At 56.3% G+C, this 16552-nt stretch carries 14 protein-coding genes and 2 pseudogenes; 3 read left to right on the top strand and 13 right to left on the bottom strand.

Annotation, left to right across the window (positions count from 1 at the left end; translation table 11 throughout):
* The 8 genes and pseudogenes from AWJ19_RS24995 to AWJ19_RS24960 form a co-directional block, all read right to left on the bottom strand.
* Nucleotides 1–1059, bottom strand: a pseudogene (locus AWJ19_RS24995) (FAD-binding protein); the annotation flags it as partial.
* Between the two features lie 341 nt (nt 1060–1400).
* Nucleotides 1401–1673 carry a hypothetical protein gene (locus tag AWJ19_RS24990; RefSeq protein WP_068727961.1) on the bottom strand — a complete coding sequence of 91 codons (273 nt, stop codon included), beginning with the start codon at nt 1671–1673 and terminating at the stop codon, nt 1401–1403.
* Nucleotides 1674–1957: 284 nt separating this feature from the next.
* Nucleotides 1958–3025 carry an ABC transporter substrate-binding protein gene (locus AWJ19_RS24985; protein WP_068727960.1) on the bottom strand — a complete coding sequence of 356 codons (1068 nt, stop codon included), beginning with the start codon at nt 3023–3025 and terminating at the stop codon, nt 1958–1960.
* A 44-nt stretch (nt 3026–3069) separates the two neighbouring features.
* A complete protein-coding gene (locus tag AWJ19_RS24980; protein WP_068727959.1) occupies nt 3070–3402 on the bottom strand; it encodes a ferredoxin family protein in 333 nt (110 codons plus the stop codon).
* Complete coding sequence (locus AWJ19_RS24975) at nt 3399–5009, bottom strand: FAD-binding protein (RefSeq protein WP_068727958.1); 1611 nt, start codon at nt 5007–5009, stop codon at nt 3399–3401. Before AWJ19_RS24975 ends, AWJ19_RS24980 begins: the two co-directional genes overlap by 4 nt.
* 24 nt (nt 5010–5033) lie before the next feature.
* Nucleotides 5034–5783, bottom strand: a pseudogene (locus AWJ19_RS24970) (ABC transporter permease); the annotation flags it as partial.
* A gap of 151 nt (nt 5784–5934) precedes the next feature.
* Nucleotides 5935–6738, bottom strand: a complete 804-nt coding sequence (locus tag AWJ19_RS24965) for an ABC transporter permease (RefSeq protein ID WP_068727956.1) — start codon at nt 6736–6738, stop codon at nt 5935–5937.
* Nucleotides 6739–6842: 104 nt separating this feature from the next.
* Nucleotides 6843–7619: an ABC transporter ATP-binding protein gene (locus AWJ19_RS24960; RefSeq protein WP_068727955.1), complete on the bottom strand. Its 777-nt coding sequence runs from the start codon at nt 7617–7619 to the stop codon at nt 6843–6845.
* Nucleotides 7620–7996: 377 nt separating this feature from the next.
* Between AWJ19_RS24960 and AWJ19_RS24955 the strand changes: the two genes are divergently transcribed.
* The gene (locus AWJ19_RS24955) at nt 7997–9085 is read left to right on the top strand and encodes an LLM class flavin-dependent oxidoreductase (protein ID WP_068727954.1); all 1089 of its coding nucleotides are present in this window, start codon (nt 7997–7999) and stop codon (nt 9083–9085) included.
* A 111-nt stretch (nt 9086–9196) separates the two neighbouring features.
* Here AWJ19_RS24955 and AWJ19_RS24950 read toward each other — a convergent pair whose 3' ends face one another.
* Nucleotides 9197–10081 carry a hypothetical protein gene (locus AWJ19_RS24950; protein WP_068727953.1) on the bottom strand — a complete coding sequence of 295 codons (885 nt, stop codon included), beginning with the start codon at nt 10079–10081 and terminating at the stop codon, nt 9197–9199.
* Between the two features lie 110 nt (nt 10082–10191).
* Here AWJ19_RS24950 and AWJ19_RS24945 point away from each other — a divergent pair, with 110 nt between their 5' ends.
* On the top strand, nt 10192–11469 hold the full coding sequence (locus tag AWJ19_RS24945) for an MFS transporter (protein WP_068727952.1): 1278 nt from the start codon (nt 10192–10194) through the stop codon (nt 11467–11469).
* A gap of 239 nt (nt 11470–11708) precedes the next feature.
* Here the strand turns inward: AWJ19_RS24945 and AWJ19_RS24940 are convergent, their stop codons facing one another.
* A complete protein-coding gene (locus tag AWJ19_RS24940) occupies nt 11709–11936 on the bottom strand; it encodes a hypothetical protein (protein ID WP_068727951.1) in 228 nt (75 codons plus the stop codon).
* Between the two features lie 3 nt (nt 11937–11939).
* Nucleotides 11940–12944, bottom strand: coding sequence for a TIR domain-containing protein (locus AWJ19_RS24935; RefSeq protein ID WP_068727950.1), 1005 nt, complete (start codon nt 12942–12944; stop codon nt 11940–11942).
* 160 nt (nt 12945–13104) lie between these two features.
* Between AWJ19_RS24935 and AWJ19_RS24930 the strand changes: the two genes are divergently transcribed.
* Entirely contained in the window at nt 13105–14232 is a 1128-nt protein-coding gene (locus tag AWJ19_RS24930) for an N-acetylmuramoyl-L-alanine amidase (protein ID WP_068727949.1), read from the top strand.
* Nucleotides 14233–14260: 28 nt separating this feature from the next.
* On the opposite strand, the gene AWJ19_RS24925 is transcribed toward AWJ19_RS24930, so the two are convergent.
* On the bottom strand, nt 14261–15856 hold the full coding sequence (locus AWJ19_RS24925; RefSeq protein ID WP_082708102.1) for a response regulator: 1596 nt from the start codon (nt 15854–15856) through the stop codon (nt 14261–14263).
* Between the two features lie 3 nt (nt 15857–15859).
* Nucleotides 15860–16546, bottom strand: a complete 687-nt coding sequence (locus AWJ19_RS34920) for a histidine kinase (RefSeq protein ID WP_068727948.1) — start codon at nt 16544–16546, stop codon at nt 15860–15862.
* Nucleotides 16547–16552: the final 6 nt, after the last annotated feature.

The following is a 16552-nucleotide window of genomic DNA, read 5'->3' as shown; positions in this document are numbered from 1 at the left end:
CGCCGCCGGAGATGGCGCCGGTGACCTTCTCGCGGGAGGCGGCATCTCCCGCGGCATACAGGCCCGGCACCGTGGTGCTGCAGTCGGCGCCGGTCAGGCGCAGGCCGCCCGTGCCGCGCATCGTGCCTTCATAGCGGAGCGTGAGCGGGAATTTATCCTTAAACGGATTAATGCCCGCCCGCTCCAGCGGCATGAAAAAGATCGGATGGGCGTTACGCAGAAACTGCTGCTTCGCCTCCGTGTCGGCCAGGTCCAGCGAAGCATATACCGGCCCTTTCAGCATCAGCTCCGGGATGCTGCCAAAGGTGCGGTCCCCGCGGTGCAGCGGATTACCCGCCGCATCATACAGCGTCGCCCAGGCCAGCATCCGCCCGCGCGTCACTGTGCCGTCCGCAAAGCTCGGGGCATACTGCCTGGTGAATTCCATACCCGACAGTTCAGCCCCCGTCTCGGCCGACATCAGCAGGCCTTCGCCGGTAAGCACGTTGCAGCCCAGGCCCTTGCTCAGAAAAGCGCAGCCGCCAGTTGCCACAACAACCGCATTGGCCCTCACCTCCCAGTTCTCCCCTGTCAGGCGGTTAATGCCGCGGGCTCCGCCGACGCCGTGCTTATCATGCAGCAGCTCCAGCGCCGGAGACTGGTCCAGGATTCTTACACCCGCCTTGCGCACAGCCCGGCGCATAATCTTCATGTACTCCGGGCCATGCAGATGGGTCCGGAGCGGATTGCCGTTCTGATCCTTCGGAAAAGGGTAGCCCCAATCCTCAATCTGCCGCAAATTCTGCTCTACCTGATCCAGTACCCGGTGAATCCAGCTGTTCTCTGACAGGTAGCCGCCTGCCCGCAGCCTGGCCTGAACCGCCGCATCGCGAAGCTCAGCCACCGGCGGAATCACCAGCAGGGTAGTCCCGCCTGGTGCTGTCGCGCCGCTTGTTCCAAGATAGCCTTTGTCGGCAAGAATGACCTGTGCGCCTTGCGAAGCCGCATGCCACGCTGCCCATGCCCCGGCGGGCCTCCGCCCAGCACAAGCACATCTGTTGTTGTCTGCTGCTGCGGCATTGTCTTCCTCCTTAAATGTATAATAGCTCCCGCTGTGTGGCGCTTCTAGCCCTATTAAAGTAGTTTCATGTCCAAAAATAGGCTCGGCGGATCGGTAGCTCAGTGACTCGGCGGATCGGTAGCTCAGTGGCTCAGCGGATTGGTGGCTCGGTAGTTCGCTAATTTGCTTTTTTTAAGCTCCGCAAACGTCCGTTCCATCCAACTAAGTGGATTTTCGCCATCTAATTCTCCCAAGTTGCCCGGTATGAGCAGCTTAGTTGGAAAAAGGACACTTAATTTTTCAAAGTGGGCTCCAAAAGGGCATTATGGCCTGGATTAGATGTCTTTTTTCCACCTAATGATCAATATTTCCGAGAATTAAGGGAAATAAGTGGCGAAAATCCAACTAAGTTCACACCTGCCCTGCGTCTGACAAGCTTCTCGTGCAGAAACTCCAGTGTCAGGGCTAACGCTTCATTCAGATCCCGAGTCGGGCCTTTATAAGGGTCAGCGGTGTCAAAGGTATGGTCGGCGCCACTCACACCGGTATAACGGTGCTGCGGCGCCTGTTCTCGGAAACGGGCATTCTGCTCCAGCAGATAGACCGGCAATGCCGGCAGTCCCCGCGGTTCCATTCTCCTCCGCAACTCCTGTTATGTCGGCAATTCCAACAGTTTCAGCAGCTACAACAGCTCTGGTGGTTCCAGCGTGCTTGGTAATTCCAACAGTTTCAGTAAACCCGCCGCTTCCGGCGTTCCCCACAACTCCGCCAGTCCCAGCCGTTGTTGAAACCTCTGCCGTCCCGGGAGTCTCAGCAGTCTCAGCAGCTCCTGCGGTACCAGCAGCCCCCGGCGTCTCCGATAACCGGCGCGCAGCGATCCGCGAAAAGTTGAAGCTGCTCATCCCTCCGGCGTAGATGTTATTGCAGCTGCCAGTCGCTGATGTTGAAGTCCTTTTTGGCCAGCTTTTCTTCGACCAGGAAGTTCTTGGTGCCCTCCAGCAGCCTGGTGCCTTCTTCCGTGAAGGCTGTATCCTTGATATCGCTGATCGGATTCACCTGTTTGGCCAGCTCCGGCGTGGTATCGCCGATTTCGGCCAGGAATTCGTAGTATTCGTCTTCATGCTGCTTGAGATCAGCCAGCGCTTTTTCACGTGCCTCGTTCCATACCTTAGGGAAATCCGGGAATTTCTCCAGGTACTCCTCGGATACAACAGTAGCGCTGGAGCCCAGCAGGTCCGGATGCTTTGAAGCATCGTCAAGGTGGGTATAACCTTCATCAATCAGCTTCAAGGCCGGAACCCCAAGGTTGGTGGTCGCATCCACATCCCCTCTGGCAAGCGCAGCGGTAGCATCCGGAATCAGCATGTGCACCAGCTTATAGTCGGTTACCCCCTCCTGCTGCAGCAGTCCCACCACATAACGGTGCATGAAGGAGCCTTTCTGGATGGCAATAGTCTTGCCCTGCAGATCCTTAACGGTCTTCGGGCCGTCCTTTTTACCGATCAGATAGCCTACGGTGTGGGCCGAGGATTGCGAGATCAGCCGGGTCTTGGCGCCGGAAGCATAGGCGATAATAGCCGGTGTATCCCCGAGGCTGCCGAAATCAAGCCGGCCGCTAATCAGCGACTCCGTCTGGTCCGGTCCGTTCGGGAAGCCGGTCAGCTTTACTTCGGTGATGCCGTATTTTTTCAATTCTTCCTGAATGATTCCCTTGTAAAAGCCCCAGCCCTCCGCGCCGCCCGGCACGTTCAGCTTGTTGGAGCCGATATAGCCGAAATTCAGCACAGCCGGTGCAGTAGCCGTTGTTGTTTCGCTGCCTGCGGCCTCCGCAGTATTATTGCCGCCTGCTGCTGAAGATGCGCTGTTGCCGGAGCCCGCATTATTACCGCAAGCCTGCAGCGCCAGCATGATCATGACCAGGCTTGCGAGCAGCAGCCCGCGTGCCCCTTTTTTACGTCCGCCTTGAATCTCTCTGTACGATTTCATTAATGTCGTTCTCCCCTCGGTCTGATGTCAGATGATTGCTATTTCTAGAACCCGGCTCTGGCCGCCAGTTTATACATAAAGTCATGGCTTGCCACCGGCTGTCTGCCTCTGCCCCAGCCTACCTTCTCCCTGTATCCGCCGAGCAGCCCCTGCTCTTCCAGCACCTGTTCAGTCACACCGGTCACAGCTTCAGAATCCGGGGCAACGTACAGCGCATCAACAGGGCAATACAGCTCGCACATGAAGCAGGTCTGGCAATCGCTCTGCCGGGCGATAACGGGGATTCCGTCCGGTGCCCGGTCAAAAACATTCGTCGGGCAGACGGATACACACTGATTGCACTCTACACACCTGGCAGCGCTGATGACTTCAATCACAGTAGTACACTCTCCTTCGCAACTTCTTCTGTCTTAACCCATACCTGATCCAGTCCGCCGCTGATCAGCCGGTGATGCTGGCTGTTGTCTGTTTCCTTGTAATCCTCGCGTTTATGCATGCCTCTGGTTTCCGTACGGGCCAGTGCCGAGCTGTACATCCAGCGGGCGGTCGCTGTCAAGGCTTCCGCTTCGCGGGCCTTCACCCCTTCCGGTGTGCGCTGGATTTCCCGGCTGCGCTGCTCCTTCCACAGTCCGTCCAGGCGGCCGAGCGAGGAGGTCAGCCCCTGCTCCGTACGGAAGAGGTTGATGTCGTACGGCTTGACTTCGTCCTGCACAGCCGAGACAAATTCCGCTGCACGCGCCGCCGTACCCGGCTTCACCTGCTGGTCAACCAGCGGTGAGGAGGACAGCCCGCGCGGCCTGCGGTCAGCGGCATGCTGCCCCAGTCCAGCGGCATAAGCGGCTGCGCCTTCTCCGGCAAAGGAGCCGGAAGACATCGCCCAGGCGGCATTGTGGCTGCCGCCGCCGGTGAAGCCGCCGCAGATCAGCTCGCGGGTTGCCGCATCGCCTGCAGCATACAGTCCCGGAACGCCGGTGCTGCAGTCTTCATCCGTTATGCGGATGCCGCCCGTGCCGCGCACGGTACCTTCCAGCCGCAGGGTAACCGGAAAAGCATCCTTGAACGGATTAATGCCCCGGCGGTCAAACGGCAGGAAGAAGTTCGTCTGGGCAACCCGCAGCAGCGGCTGCAGATCCTCTGAAGCACCGTCCAGCTTCGCATACACCTGGCGGCCGGCCAGCAGATTGCGGGCAATAACCGAGCGGCCTTTCTTGGAGCCTGCCCCCTCTACCACACTGCCGTCTTCATAATAGAAGCTTGCATAGCTGTAATAGGCTGTCTTGGTGACGGAGGAAAAGGTCGGGCAGATCGCATAGGCATTGGAGAATTCCATGCCTGACAGGCTGGCCCCGGCCTCGGCGGCGAACAGATAGCCGTCACCGGTCAGCACGTTGCAGCCCAGCGCCTTGCTGAGGAAGGCGCAGCCGCCGGTCGCGATAACCACGGCTCCCGCCTGTACGCTCCAGCCTTCTCCGCTCTGGGTCTGCACACCGGTTGCCCCGGCAACGCCGTGCTCATCGGCCAGCAGCTCAAGCGCCGGACTGTGATCCATGATCTTCACGCCTGCCTTCTTGACCAGCTTGCGCATCAGCCGCATATATTCCGGACCCTGCAGACTGCGGCGGTACTGGTTGCCGTGCTCATCCAGCGGGAACGGATAGCCGGAAACGCCCAGGCGGTTCATATTCTCATAGGTGCGGTCCAGCACCCGGTCCATCCAGCGGTGCTCGGCCAGCTTGCCGCCCATCGAGTAACGGCTGGCCTTGGCTTCCTCGCGCAGCTTGTCATCCGGCTGCACATACCACACTCCGGTGCCTGACGGAGCAGTAGCTCCGCTGGAGCCGCAGTAGCCCTTATCGGCCAGAATAACCTTGGCCCCTTTCGCTGCTGCCGTAAGTGCAGCCCATGTACCTGCCGGACCACCGCCGATTACCAGTACATCCGCCTGCAAATTCAGAGTTCCTGTATGTCCTATCGAAAGATTCATTTACCTTCAGCCCCCTTGGTTAATTTAGCCCTGATAGCTGTCCCGCCAGTGCAGGAGCTTGCGTTCGATGATGCGGAATAAGGAATCAATCAGCTTGCCGACAATGGCGAAAATAATGATGCCCACAAAAATGACCTCAGTATTGGAGTTCTGCTTTGCCTCATTAATCAGGAACCCTACCCCGGAGGAAGAGCCGATCAGCTCGGCAACAACCAGGCCGATCCACGCTACCGCCATTGAGAGCCGCAGGCCCAGCAGAATGCCGGGCAGCGCAGCCGGCAGAATCAGCCGGTGCAGCTTCTGCAGCGGACCGAATCCAAGCACCCTGGCTACCTCAAACAGCTTGTTGTCCACACTCCGGATTCCCATAAAGGTATTGATGTACAGCGGGAAAAAGGCCCCGCTCAGAATAATGGCTACCTTCGATACTTCGCCGAAGCCGAACCAGAGAATAATCAGCGGGGCAATCGCCAGATGCGGAACCAGCCGCAGCACCTGGACACTGGGGTCCAGCAGATACTCCGCTTTGCGGAACAGGCCGGTCAATATGCCGAGCAGCAGGCCGAGGATTCCGCCGATCACATAGCCGAGCCCGGCCCGGCCGATGCTCACCCCGAGGTGATGGAGCAGCTCGCCGCTGGCCGCAAGTCCGGCAAAGGCCGACAGAATGGACCAGGGCGCCGGCAAAAACTCCGGCGAGATCCAGCCCGCACTCCCGCCGAGCTGCCATAGCACAATGACCGCCACCGGTATGGCAGCCCCGGCTGCCCAGTCGACAAAAGCGTCTTTGTCCGAACAGAATATGCCCTTTTCTGCTTGTTAGGAGCAGAAATAGGTGCGCTTCCTGTGTAATCATGCGCCTCCCTTACCGTTTTTGCTGACTTTACAACCATTTCTACCCCGTTGCTCATGCTGTACATTCCTCCTATCCTTGATAGCTGTCCTTCCATCTCAGCAGCCGCCGTTCAATCAGGCGGACAACCGTATCGCTAAGCAGCCCTGCAGCGGCAAATACAATAATTCCGACAAATACAACCGGTGTATCGGCAAACTGGCGGGCGTCAGACATCATATAGCCGATACCCGAGGTCGATGCGATAAGCTCTGCCACCACCAGCCCCAGCCAGGACAATCCCAGCGACAGGCGCACACCGAGCATAATGTTCGGGACCGCCGCCGGCAGCACCAGCCGCAGCACCTGCTGCAGCCGGCTGAAGCCGAGCACCCTGGATACTTCGAACAGCTTGTTGTCCGTGCCGCGAATGCCCATGAAGGTGTTGATATACACCGGGAAGAATGCACCCTTTGCGATCAGCAGCACTTTGGATTCCTCGCCGATTCCGAACCAGAGGATGAACAGCGGCACCACTGCCAGGCTCGGAATCATCCGGATCATCTGGAGCGACGGGTCCAACAGCCGCTCCGATCTGCGGAACAGTCCGACCAGAATGCCCAGCAGCAGCCCCAGCCCCCCGCCAAGCAAAAATCCGGAAAAGGCCCTTACTGCGCTGACCCGGAAATGGCTCCACAGATCACCGCTTGCAGCCAGTAAAATAAACGATTGGGCAATGGTATACGGTGTCGGAAACAACATTTCGGATAAAATTCCGTAATGGCCCAGCAGCTGCCACGAGATCAGCAGGCTACCCGGCAGCAGCAGGCCGAGTCCGGCAATAACCGCTTTTCCCGGTTTACCGGCTGAGCCTGCGGCCACAGCCTGGTTGCTCATATAAATGCCCCCCTCTTCTAATAGTTAATAATTCTCATAGATTAAGTCGGATATAAGACAGTGGCAATTCCTCGTTTGCCATTTTCAAGACCACCGACACCCCTCTAAATCCCCGCCCCGTCCGTCAGCTCCAGCTCCTCTACCTTCTCAAAATAATTCAGAACTCTAAGGCGCAGCTCCTGAAAGGAGGTGGTTGTCTTTTTGCGCGGATACGGCAGGTCAACCGGCACGATTTTGCGGATTTTGCCCGGCCGCGGCTCCAGAATAACTACTCTGTTTCCAAGAAATACGGCTTCATCAATATCATGTGTTACAAAAATCATTGTTGTCCGGTTCTTCCGCCAGATATCCAGCAGCACCGCCTGCATATGCGCCCGGGTAAAGGCGTCAAGCGCACCAAACGGCTCATCGAGCAGCAGGATTTTCGGATTCCGCAGCAGTGCCCTGGCAATCGCCACCCGCTGGGCCATTCCTCCGGACAGCTCGCGGGGGTAGGCTTTTTCGAAGCCGGTCAGCTTCACCAGCTCAATCAGCTCATCCACCTTCTGCCGGACATCCGGGCGGCTGAGCGGCAGATCTGAAGCAATGTTCTTCTCAACGGTAAGCCACGGAAACAGCCGGTGCTCCTGAAAAATAAACCCTTTGTCTATACCGGGACCGCCAATCGTCTGCCCCTCCAGCGTAACACTGCCGGTATAGCCGGTATCGAGTCCGGCAACGATGCGCAGCAGCGTGCTTTTTCCGCAGCCGCTCGGGCCGATCACGGTGATGAACTCCCCCTGTTGCACGTCGAGATTTACCTCATGCAGCGCCTTTACCTGTCCTCCGGCGGTATCAAAGCTTTTGTTCAGCTGTGCAATGGACAGCATTACCTCTCCCATCCCGGTTCCTCCTTCAGGTGTGTGGGCTGACCTATAGTTCAGCCGGTATTTTTATTGCAATAAAAAACAGAGGGACCACGTGCTGGATAGCACGGGCACCTCTGTTTGTACAGTCGGCCAATGTAATTCAAAGTAAAACAATTTGAATTTGTGCATTTAAAATATCACCTATCCGCGGGTCTGTCAACAAAAAGACACAATTAAATTTGAATAGCAAAGTATTTAACAGGGCAGACTGCTGCCGGTAATAGGCTTGCCCAAAAAGAAACATTTACTCATAAACTTACATTTTGTAAGTTGTTATGTTATAATAATCCCTATGCTATGTATAACGGACAAGCGTGACAACTATTCCAGGATATAAGGGGTCTGTATTTATGACTAATATTAACAATGTACAGCCGGACACTGCTCCGGAATTCGAATTCGGCATCTATACATTGGGCGACCTGGTGGCGGATTGCCATACCGGGCAGCGGATCAGCCCGCAGCAGCGGCTGCAGGAGGTAATTGAGGCAGCCAAGCTTGCGGATGAAGCCGGCCTCGATGTTTTTGGTGTCGGGGAGCATCACCGGCTGGATTTTGTCATCTCTTCCATGCCGGTTGTGCTTGCTGCCATTGCCCAGGTGACCAAGCGGATCAAGCTGACCAGCGCAACCACGGTGCTGAGCACCGCTGATCCGGTACGGATCTTCGAGGATTTCGCCACGCTGGATCTGCTGTCCGGCGGCCGGGCGGAGATCATTAACGGACGGGGAGCTTTTCTGGAGTCCTTCCCGCTGTTCGGATATGATCTGGAGGACTACAAGAAGCTGTTCGCCGAGAATCTGGAGCTGCTGCTGGAGCTGAACAAGCATGAGGTCGTGAGCTGGAACGGCTCTTTCCGCTCACCGCTGAAGAATGCGGAGATCGCCCCGCGTCCCCTGCAGCCGAAGCTCCCGCTCTGGGTCGGCATCGGCGGCTCTCCCGAAAGCGCCGAGCAGGCCGGGCGGCTGGGCATCGGGATGGCCATTGCTATTCTCAGCGGCAGCCCGGAGCCCTTCCAGAACCTTGCCGCCACCTACCGGCGAAGCGGTGCCGCAGCCGGACATGCTGCCGAAGATCTGAAGATCGCCATCACCAGCCACGGCTACATCGCCAAAACCTCACAGCAGGCGGTCGAGGAATACTACCCGTACTATTACAGCTACCGCAACGCCATCAGCCCGCAGCCCGGGCAGGAATACCGGGTGTCCCGTAGTGATTTTGGCCGCTTCGTCTCCCCGGTCAATACGCTGGCTGTCGGCAGCCCGCAGCAGATTATCGAGAAGATCCTCTATCAGCATGAGCTGTTTGGCCATAACCGCTTCATGACCCAGCTCGACATCGGCGGCCTGCCTTACAGCAAAGTAGCTACCGCCATTGAACTGCTTGCTACAGAGGTCGCTCCGGTTGTCCGCCGGGAAATCGCCAAAAAGAACAGCTGAGCTTCATCGCCCGGTGGCCATCTATTCCCGCTTCAGCCCACAATAACAGACCAAAAAAGCTGTACTGTCCAACCCTCTTGGACGGTGCAGCTTTTCTTTGCATATGCCACATTACTGTTCATCGGTCATTCCCAACCCTTCCCCCAGATGCCAGCGGCACACCTTGAGCATAGCTTCGTAGCTGTCTTCGAATTCAAGCTGTCTGAGGATATTCAGATAGACCTTCATTTCAGCCGTGCTGTCCTTCCGTTTCAGACAGAGCAAAGCAAGCTCGTAATAGATAAGCGTAATAATTTTATCGTACAGCAGATGGGTTTTGTCGGCCAACGGCAGCGCTTGCTCAAGAAACAGCAGGCTCTGCTCATAATTGCGCTCCTTGAGGCACAGGATCGAGAGGTTCTGCAGTAAATGCTGCTGGACTGTCCTGCTCTCAGGAAAAGACTGATATCTGTCAAATTCCTTCGCTCCTCTGAGGCCGAAAAAAACAGCATCACTGCTGCTCAGTGTGAACAAAAAATTGTTCAGCAGCTTGAACTCGTACAGATACCATCTGTCTACGCCAAGCAAATACGGTTTGATATACGCCGCAATTTCAGGCAGTGTCCTGATCTCGTCGGCCTGCTGATGCTGGATCAGCACTCCCTGGCCAAGCAGATACAAGTGGTAGTAGGCTTCAGTCTGTGTAGACTCATACATGGAGCGGCACTCGCGGCTGACCGCCCTGAGCCGGTCAAAATCATAGCGGTTGCCTGCCTCAGTCAGGCTCAGATGCAGCGTCCGCTTCACCTGCGGGGCATTGTCCTGATGCAGGAACAGCAGCTCCTCCAGCGACATCTCCAGCTTGTCCAGCAGCAGAATCAGCTTGTCGTAGCCAGGGTAATAATGCCCGCCTTCAAAGCGCGAGAGGTTGGAGCGGCTCATGATGCCGCCGGCCAGTACGGCCTGGTTGATTCCTTTTGACCTGCGGATCTGCCCGATCGTTTTGCCGAGAAACATTGCTTGTCCCCTCCGCCCCGTGTGAGTATCCGGCACATTTCACAAGAATATTTTCCATTATATGCTACACTCGGCGCAAAGAAAATACTCATTCCTGGGGGAAAGTAACGATGAAATTGCGCATAGCACGGCAGTTGAACAGCAGGGTGTGGAATATACTGGCGGGGACTCTTTTTACGAGAACAGCCCTGTTCATGAGCGTCCCTTATCTGTCGATTTTTCTGATGAGTCAAAAGCACATCCCGCTCCTGCCCACCAGCCTGATCCTCGCAGTGAATCCGCTGGCGGGCGTAGCCTTCAGCTGGCTGGGCGGCGCGCTTGCCGATAAACTTCCGCTCCACAAAATCCTCCTGTACACCCCCCTCGTCTGGGGAACAGTGTTCATTCTTTTTTATTTTGCCGGCGGCTTCTGGAGCTTTCTTGTACTGAACGCCCTGAACGGCCTGTGTTATTCCCTCTTTGAACCAGCCAGCAAAAAGGTGCTGTCTACTGAGTCTCTTCCGGAGCATCGTCTGCTTGTATTCAATCTGCGGTACACGGCGATTAACGTGGGGTGTTTTGCCGGTCCGCTGCTCAGCCTGGTGTTCAATATGAAAATGACCCTGTTCCCCTACGTTATCCTCGGCAGCATGTATATCCTGTACGGGGCTTCCACGAAATTATTTTTCCGCAATGCTTCTTCTGCTGCTAATTCCCCTGTTCACGTTCCGGTCAAAAGCGTCCGCAGCCTGCAGGCCCTCTCCGTGATCCGCAAAGATTATGTCTACCTGCTGCTGGTCGCGGGTATGAGCTTTTCCTACTTCGGCTATTCGCAGCTGAACGGAACAGTCTCCCTGTTTCTGTCGAACACTGCTATGCTTGCGGACGGTACCCGGTTATACTCCATTCTGCTGTCGGCTAACGCCATTGTGATCCTCGCTGCCCAGTTTGCTGTGCTGCGCCTGATTTCCGCCTGGAATCCGTTCAATGTGGTGCTGCTCAGCAATCTGCTGATCGGACTCAGCTTTCTGTTCTTTCTTTTTCCTGCCGCTTACCTTCCGCTGCTGTTATTCATTGTCGTATTTAGTCTGGGTGAGCTGCTGATCGGCGCACGGTTTGATGCCCTGGTGGATGAGCTGTCCTCTGCGGAAAATAAAGGCCTGTACTTCGGCTGTACGGAGATTGTGAAGCTGGGGACGATCAGCGGCCCGCTTGTCGGGGGAGGTCTGCTAGGGCTATTCGGTTTCCAGACGGCCTGGCCTGTATTTGGGCTGCTGGCGGTCATTACACTGACCGGCTCGGGACTGATCCGGGCGGCACGGCGGAAGCATCTGCATACTCGGAATAGAGAAAAAGCCGGTGCATCTCCGGATGCTGCAACCGACAAATCCCATCGGCGGTTGAGCTAGGCACAGTACGTCAGTAGTAGCTCCAGCGGTTGGATAAATTCAAAGGCAAAAATGCCTTTGATTTTGGCTATTTCGGCCTGCCCGGCCAATTCAAAGGCAAAAATGCCTTTGATTTTGGCTATTCCGGTCTGCCTGTTCGGCTATTCCGGCCAAGGGGAGCTGCTCCCCAAAAAATCAAAAAAAGGCCCCCGGATCTACCGGGAACCTGAACGGACCAACTAGGCTTCAACCAATTTTCATTAAGCAAATGATGGCTTCTTGTTATCGACCTTGCCGCTGACCAGCTTCTTGTACTCCTCATCCCCGCCGTTTACGGACGGTGCGAGGTACACGTGATCTGACGCCGCAGACGGTCTGGCGGTACGGCCGCCGTTCTTCCTGCCTCTACTGCGGCTTGTGCCTGAGCTCCCGCCTGCGGACCGGCGGACAGCGCCAGAAAGACTGACTACACCCTTCATGTTCTTCATGCTCTAGTCCCCTCCCACTAAATGATTGACGGTACGGAACAAATCGCGGTTATACCTGACGGCTGCCTTCAAGTCCTCGGCCGACAGCCCGTCATTGCCTGAAAAATGGACAGAAAGGACATGCTTTTCACCTAAAGGATAGCATAGGATATAGACCTCCGCAACTTCCGTACGCTGAAAAAAGGTCCATTCCCGGCTTAAGAAGGCGTCCATCACGCCGGGCCGTTTCTCCTGCTTGCCGTCATCCGGCGCAAACGGATAAACATGCCCGCGGCCTACATTGCCGCCTACCTGCTTCAGCCCTTCCTCCCCGCTGGCCCGCCACAAGGCGGCGCCAATCACCCGGCACTGCTCCGGCGGCACGAAGGAGTTGCGGACAGCCTCGCTGAGCGCCTGGTATTTCTCTGCTGCCTCAGGTCCGGCTACATTACTATTATATTGCCAAAAGAAATGAAGGATACTTTCTTTCCGCCTGAGTTCAAGCTTCAGCTGCGCCAATTCCTTGTGCGGGTCACTGTATACTCCCTGCTCATGAATACTGTCGATGATCTTCCCGCAGCTGACATCGACAGCCGCCACCGGATTCTCATGCCGCCATTCATATTCCAGCGGCGTAAGCCCGGTCAGATCCGACAGGAGATGATATTCCTCCACGTTGGCGCCGGGAATCAGATCGCTGCGCGGCTCGATGCGGTCGGGCAGCAGGCAGAATACACGGCTGCGGCGCAGCCGGGCCCAGAACAGTCCCATCTCAAACTGGGTGTTATCCCGGGTCACATAATAATATTTGCCGCGGATTTGGGCCACATCATCAGGCGAGAAGACAAATACGGCATAATCACTTTCATCCAGATGCCGCTCCAGTGCTTCCATCGTATATTCATTCGCCCGGAAAGCATTGGCATACCAGGGGGTTACCTGGGCCTCACGCTTCAGCTGCTCATGTATCGCCCTTGCATAACGGATGGATTCTCTCGATGATCCAATGAAACATTTTGGTCTGGTCACGGATGCGCTCCTTTGTTATTTTCCCCGATCTGTAATAATTATACATCCGCTTTCCATCTAGGAACAGAGCCTCATTTTCTTAAGTTTTTAAACAAATTCCGTTCCTCTGCCGATGAAACGGGTAATAGGATTTTAATTATCCGGGGAAACGAGGCTTCATATGATCAAAAGCATACATAAAGCAATACTGCTGGCCGGCATCGCAACCGGTGCCCTGCTTACGGGCAGCCAGGCGGACGCTTTAGCGTCTTATACAGCAAAGGTATACGCCAGTTCACTTATTGTGCGGAGCGAGCCGGCCGCAGGAGCTTCTGCTGTCGGTTCTTTGAAAAACGGCGCAACCGTTACGGTAACCGATGAGCAGCACGGCTGGATGAAGGTGCGCGCAGGTTCGCTCACCGGCTGGGTAGCCGGATACTATCTCAAGAAGACAGAGGGCAGTTCAGCTTCATCAGCAGCCTCTTCCTCCGTCTCACAGGCCAAATCCTCCTCCGGCAGCGGTACGGCAACAGTAACCGCTGATTCCCTGCGCATCAGGGGAGGCCCGGGGACCGGCTACGACGTGGTAGGCTCGCTGAAGGCCAAAGATAAAGTAACCATACTGGCCCGCCAGGACGGCTGGGCGCGTATCCGCACCTCCGCAGGTGAAGTCGGCTGGGTATCGGCACAATACCTTTCCGCCGGGGGTTCATCAAGCGGAGTGACCACTGCATCCGCCACAAGCACAAGCTCCAAGTCAGCAAGCAGAATCGGCAGCAAGCTGATCGTTATTGATGCCGGACACGGCGGCAGCGATCCTGGCATGCTGGGTACTACTTATAACACAATGGAGAAGGATTTGACGCTGCAGACAGCCTTTTACGTGAGAGATTACCTCACCGCCAAAGGCGCGGAGGTCCGCATGACACGGACAACAGCAAGCCAGAAGCCTACGCTTGCCCGTAGGGTGCAGATCGGCCATTCGGTGAATGCCGATGCTTTTGTCAGCATCCATTACAATTCTTCGCCAAAGAATGTATCTGGGACGCTGACCTTCTTCTATTCGGAATCGGATGACCTGCGGCTGGCCCGGGCGATCGAGAACCGGCTGGGCCAGGGAATCGGGCTCAAGAGCAACGGACTGTCCTACGGCAATTATCATATTCTTCGGGAGAACAGGATTCCCGCTGCCCTAGTGGAGCTCGGGTTCCTGAGCAATCCTTACGATGAGGCGATTGTGCGCACCTCCAGCTATCAGAAAAAGGCCGCCAAGGCGATTGCCGAAGGGCTGGCCGATTATTTCAGATAATACCTGGCACAATAATACCGCAAGCAGCTTACTGCTTGCGGTATTCGCGTGGCGTCAGACCGGTGGCTTTTTTGAATACCCGGCTGAAATACTTCTCATCCTCATAGCCGACCAGCTCGGAGATCTGCGACAGCCGCAGGCCCGTATTATGCAGCAGCGTCTTGGCCTTGCTGATCCGCAGAGAAGTTAAATAATCCGACAGGTTCTCGCCGCTGATCTGCTTGAACTTGCGCGATACATTCTCGCGGCTGATGAAGAAACGCTCGGCTATATGCTGCAGCGTCATATCCCGGGCATAGTTCTGCTCCAGATAGTCCCTGATGTCCTGCACAAGCCGGCTGTCCGGGGTTGAAGAGCCTCCCTGGGATAAACGCTGCAGCAGGGTTTTCAGCTGCTTCTGCCAGTTACTGACGGAGAAGAGCCCTTCTTCGTCATAGCAGGGTTCAATCCGGATTTCCGCCTCAGGCCGCCAGCGCTGCAGAACGGCACAAATCTCCTCCTGCTGGCGCATAAGGCTGCTCTCTGTCAGCACAGGCAACCCGCCCAGCCTGTCTCCCCACTCGGCAATTACCCGCTCCATCCGCTCCATATCACCGGATAATACAGCTATTCCGAGCTTATCGGACAGGGTATCCAGGACGTAGTCTTTTTCAGATCCACTATCCCCCTGCTGCTCCCTGTACAGGTGAATCCGTCCTTCGCGCTGCAGCAGATTGCGTTCATTCAGCCCTTCCCGCGCCTGGCGGAAAGCAGACTGCAGGCCTTCCGGAAAAGCGCAAACCTGGCTTAGACCGATATCGATTTGTATTCCGTAAGCTTGTCTAACCGACTCATTGATGCGCTGCAGCCGTGCTTCTGCTTCCGTCACATCGGCCCAGAACAGCATCACAATATCCGCACCCGCCTGCCAGCTGCGGAAGGCGAATCCGCTCCTCTCCGCTGTGATGACCTCGTTGCAGACATTGGCCAGCACGAAGGAGGTCAGCCCGACATCGCCATGGAACCGCTGAAGCAGCCGGCAGTCACTATGCTGCAGCGAGATGACCGCTGCCCTGCAGCCCGCCGCATGCTCCGGCATGCCCAGCTCTTCGTGCAGCGCAGGCTTCAGTTCCTTAAAGGAGGCATGGCCGGCCACCAGATCCGAGAGCATTTTGTCCCAGTAGAGCGGCCGCAGCACATTCAGCTGTATATTTCGGCTGCGGGTCTGCTGCCGCTCCGCCTCCTCCTCCCGCCACAGCTTGAAGGCATGCTCTGCCGCGTCGATCAGCTGCCTGCTGTTAAGGGGCTTGAGCAGGTAGTCCGTCCCGCCGTAGACGATTGCCGGCTTCACATAGTTGAAGTCCTGATAGCCGCTGATCACAATCGTCTTGGTCTCCGGATAATGGCCGTGCAGCCATTCCAGAAGCTCGGCGCCGTCCATCAGCGGCATCCGCATATCGGTGAACACAACCGCAGGCTGCTCCTCCTCCATGACCTGCATCGCTTCCTGCCCGTTCGTCGCCTCAAAGATGCCGTCAATCTGATGCTTCTCCCAAGGCACAAAATAGCGGATCGCCTCCCGCACATGCTTCTCATCATCTACGATCAGTACCTTCATCGTTTCCCGCTCCTTTGTGTATGTCATGTTTCAGCTCTCCAGGGGAATCAGCAGCGTAACCGTCACCCCGTGGCCTTCTTCGCTGCGCAGCTGCAGCTCAGCCCCGCTGCTCATCTGCAGCCGCAGCCGGGCCAGTACATTGGACAGCCCGATCGCTTCATGCTCATTGCCACCGCTATGGGCAAGCCCTGCAGCGATTTCCGCCAGCCTCGCCTCCGGAATCCCCTTGCCGTTATCCTTGACGGCAAGAATCAGCCTGCCCTGCTTATCAAGCGTGCAGGAAATGGTAATCACCGCTTCGCGGATTCCATCCGCGAATCCGTGCTTGAAAATATTTTCGACGATCGGCTGCAGGATCATCTTCGGTACGATAACCTCTAAAACAGCCTCGTCGGTTTCGATATCCAGCCGCAGATTCTCTTCGCCAAAGCGTTCAGTCTGCAGAATAACGTAGTTCTGCACATGCTCCAGCTCATCACGCAGCGGCACCTGCGTCCGCTCCGTGTTCATCGAGTAGCGCATCATGCTGCCGAGCGAGTAGATAAGATCATACACCTTCGGAGCATTGTAACGCAGGGACAGGCTGGCAATCGACTGCAGGGCATTGTACAGGAAGTGGGGGTTGACCTGGGCCTGCAGCGCCTTCAGCTGATTTGTTTTGTTGGCCAGCTCCAGCTTATATTCCTTGACGATCAGATCATTGATGGTGTGGGTCATACCGGT

The organism is Paenibacillus sp. DMB5, assembly GCF_001517085.1.
Taxonomy (GTDB): domain Bacteria; phylum Bacillota; class Bacilli; order Paenibacillales; family Paenibacillaceae; genus Paenibacillus_AQ.
Note: the sequence above shows the minus strand (reverse complement) of the source record. Positions and strands in the feature narration are given on the sequence as shown.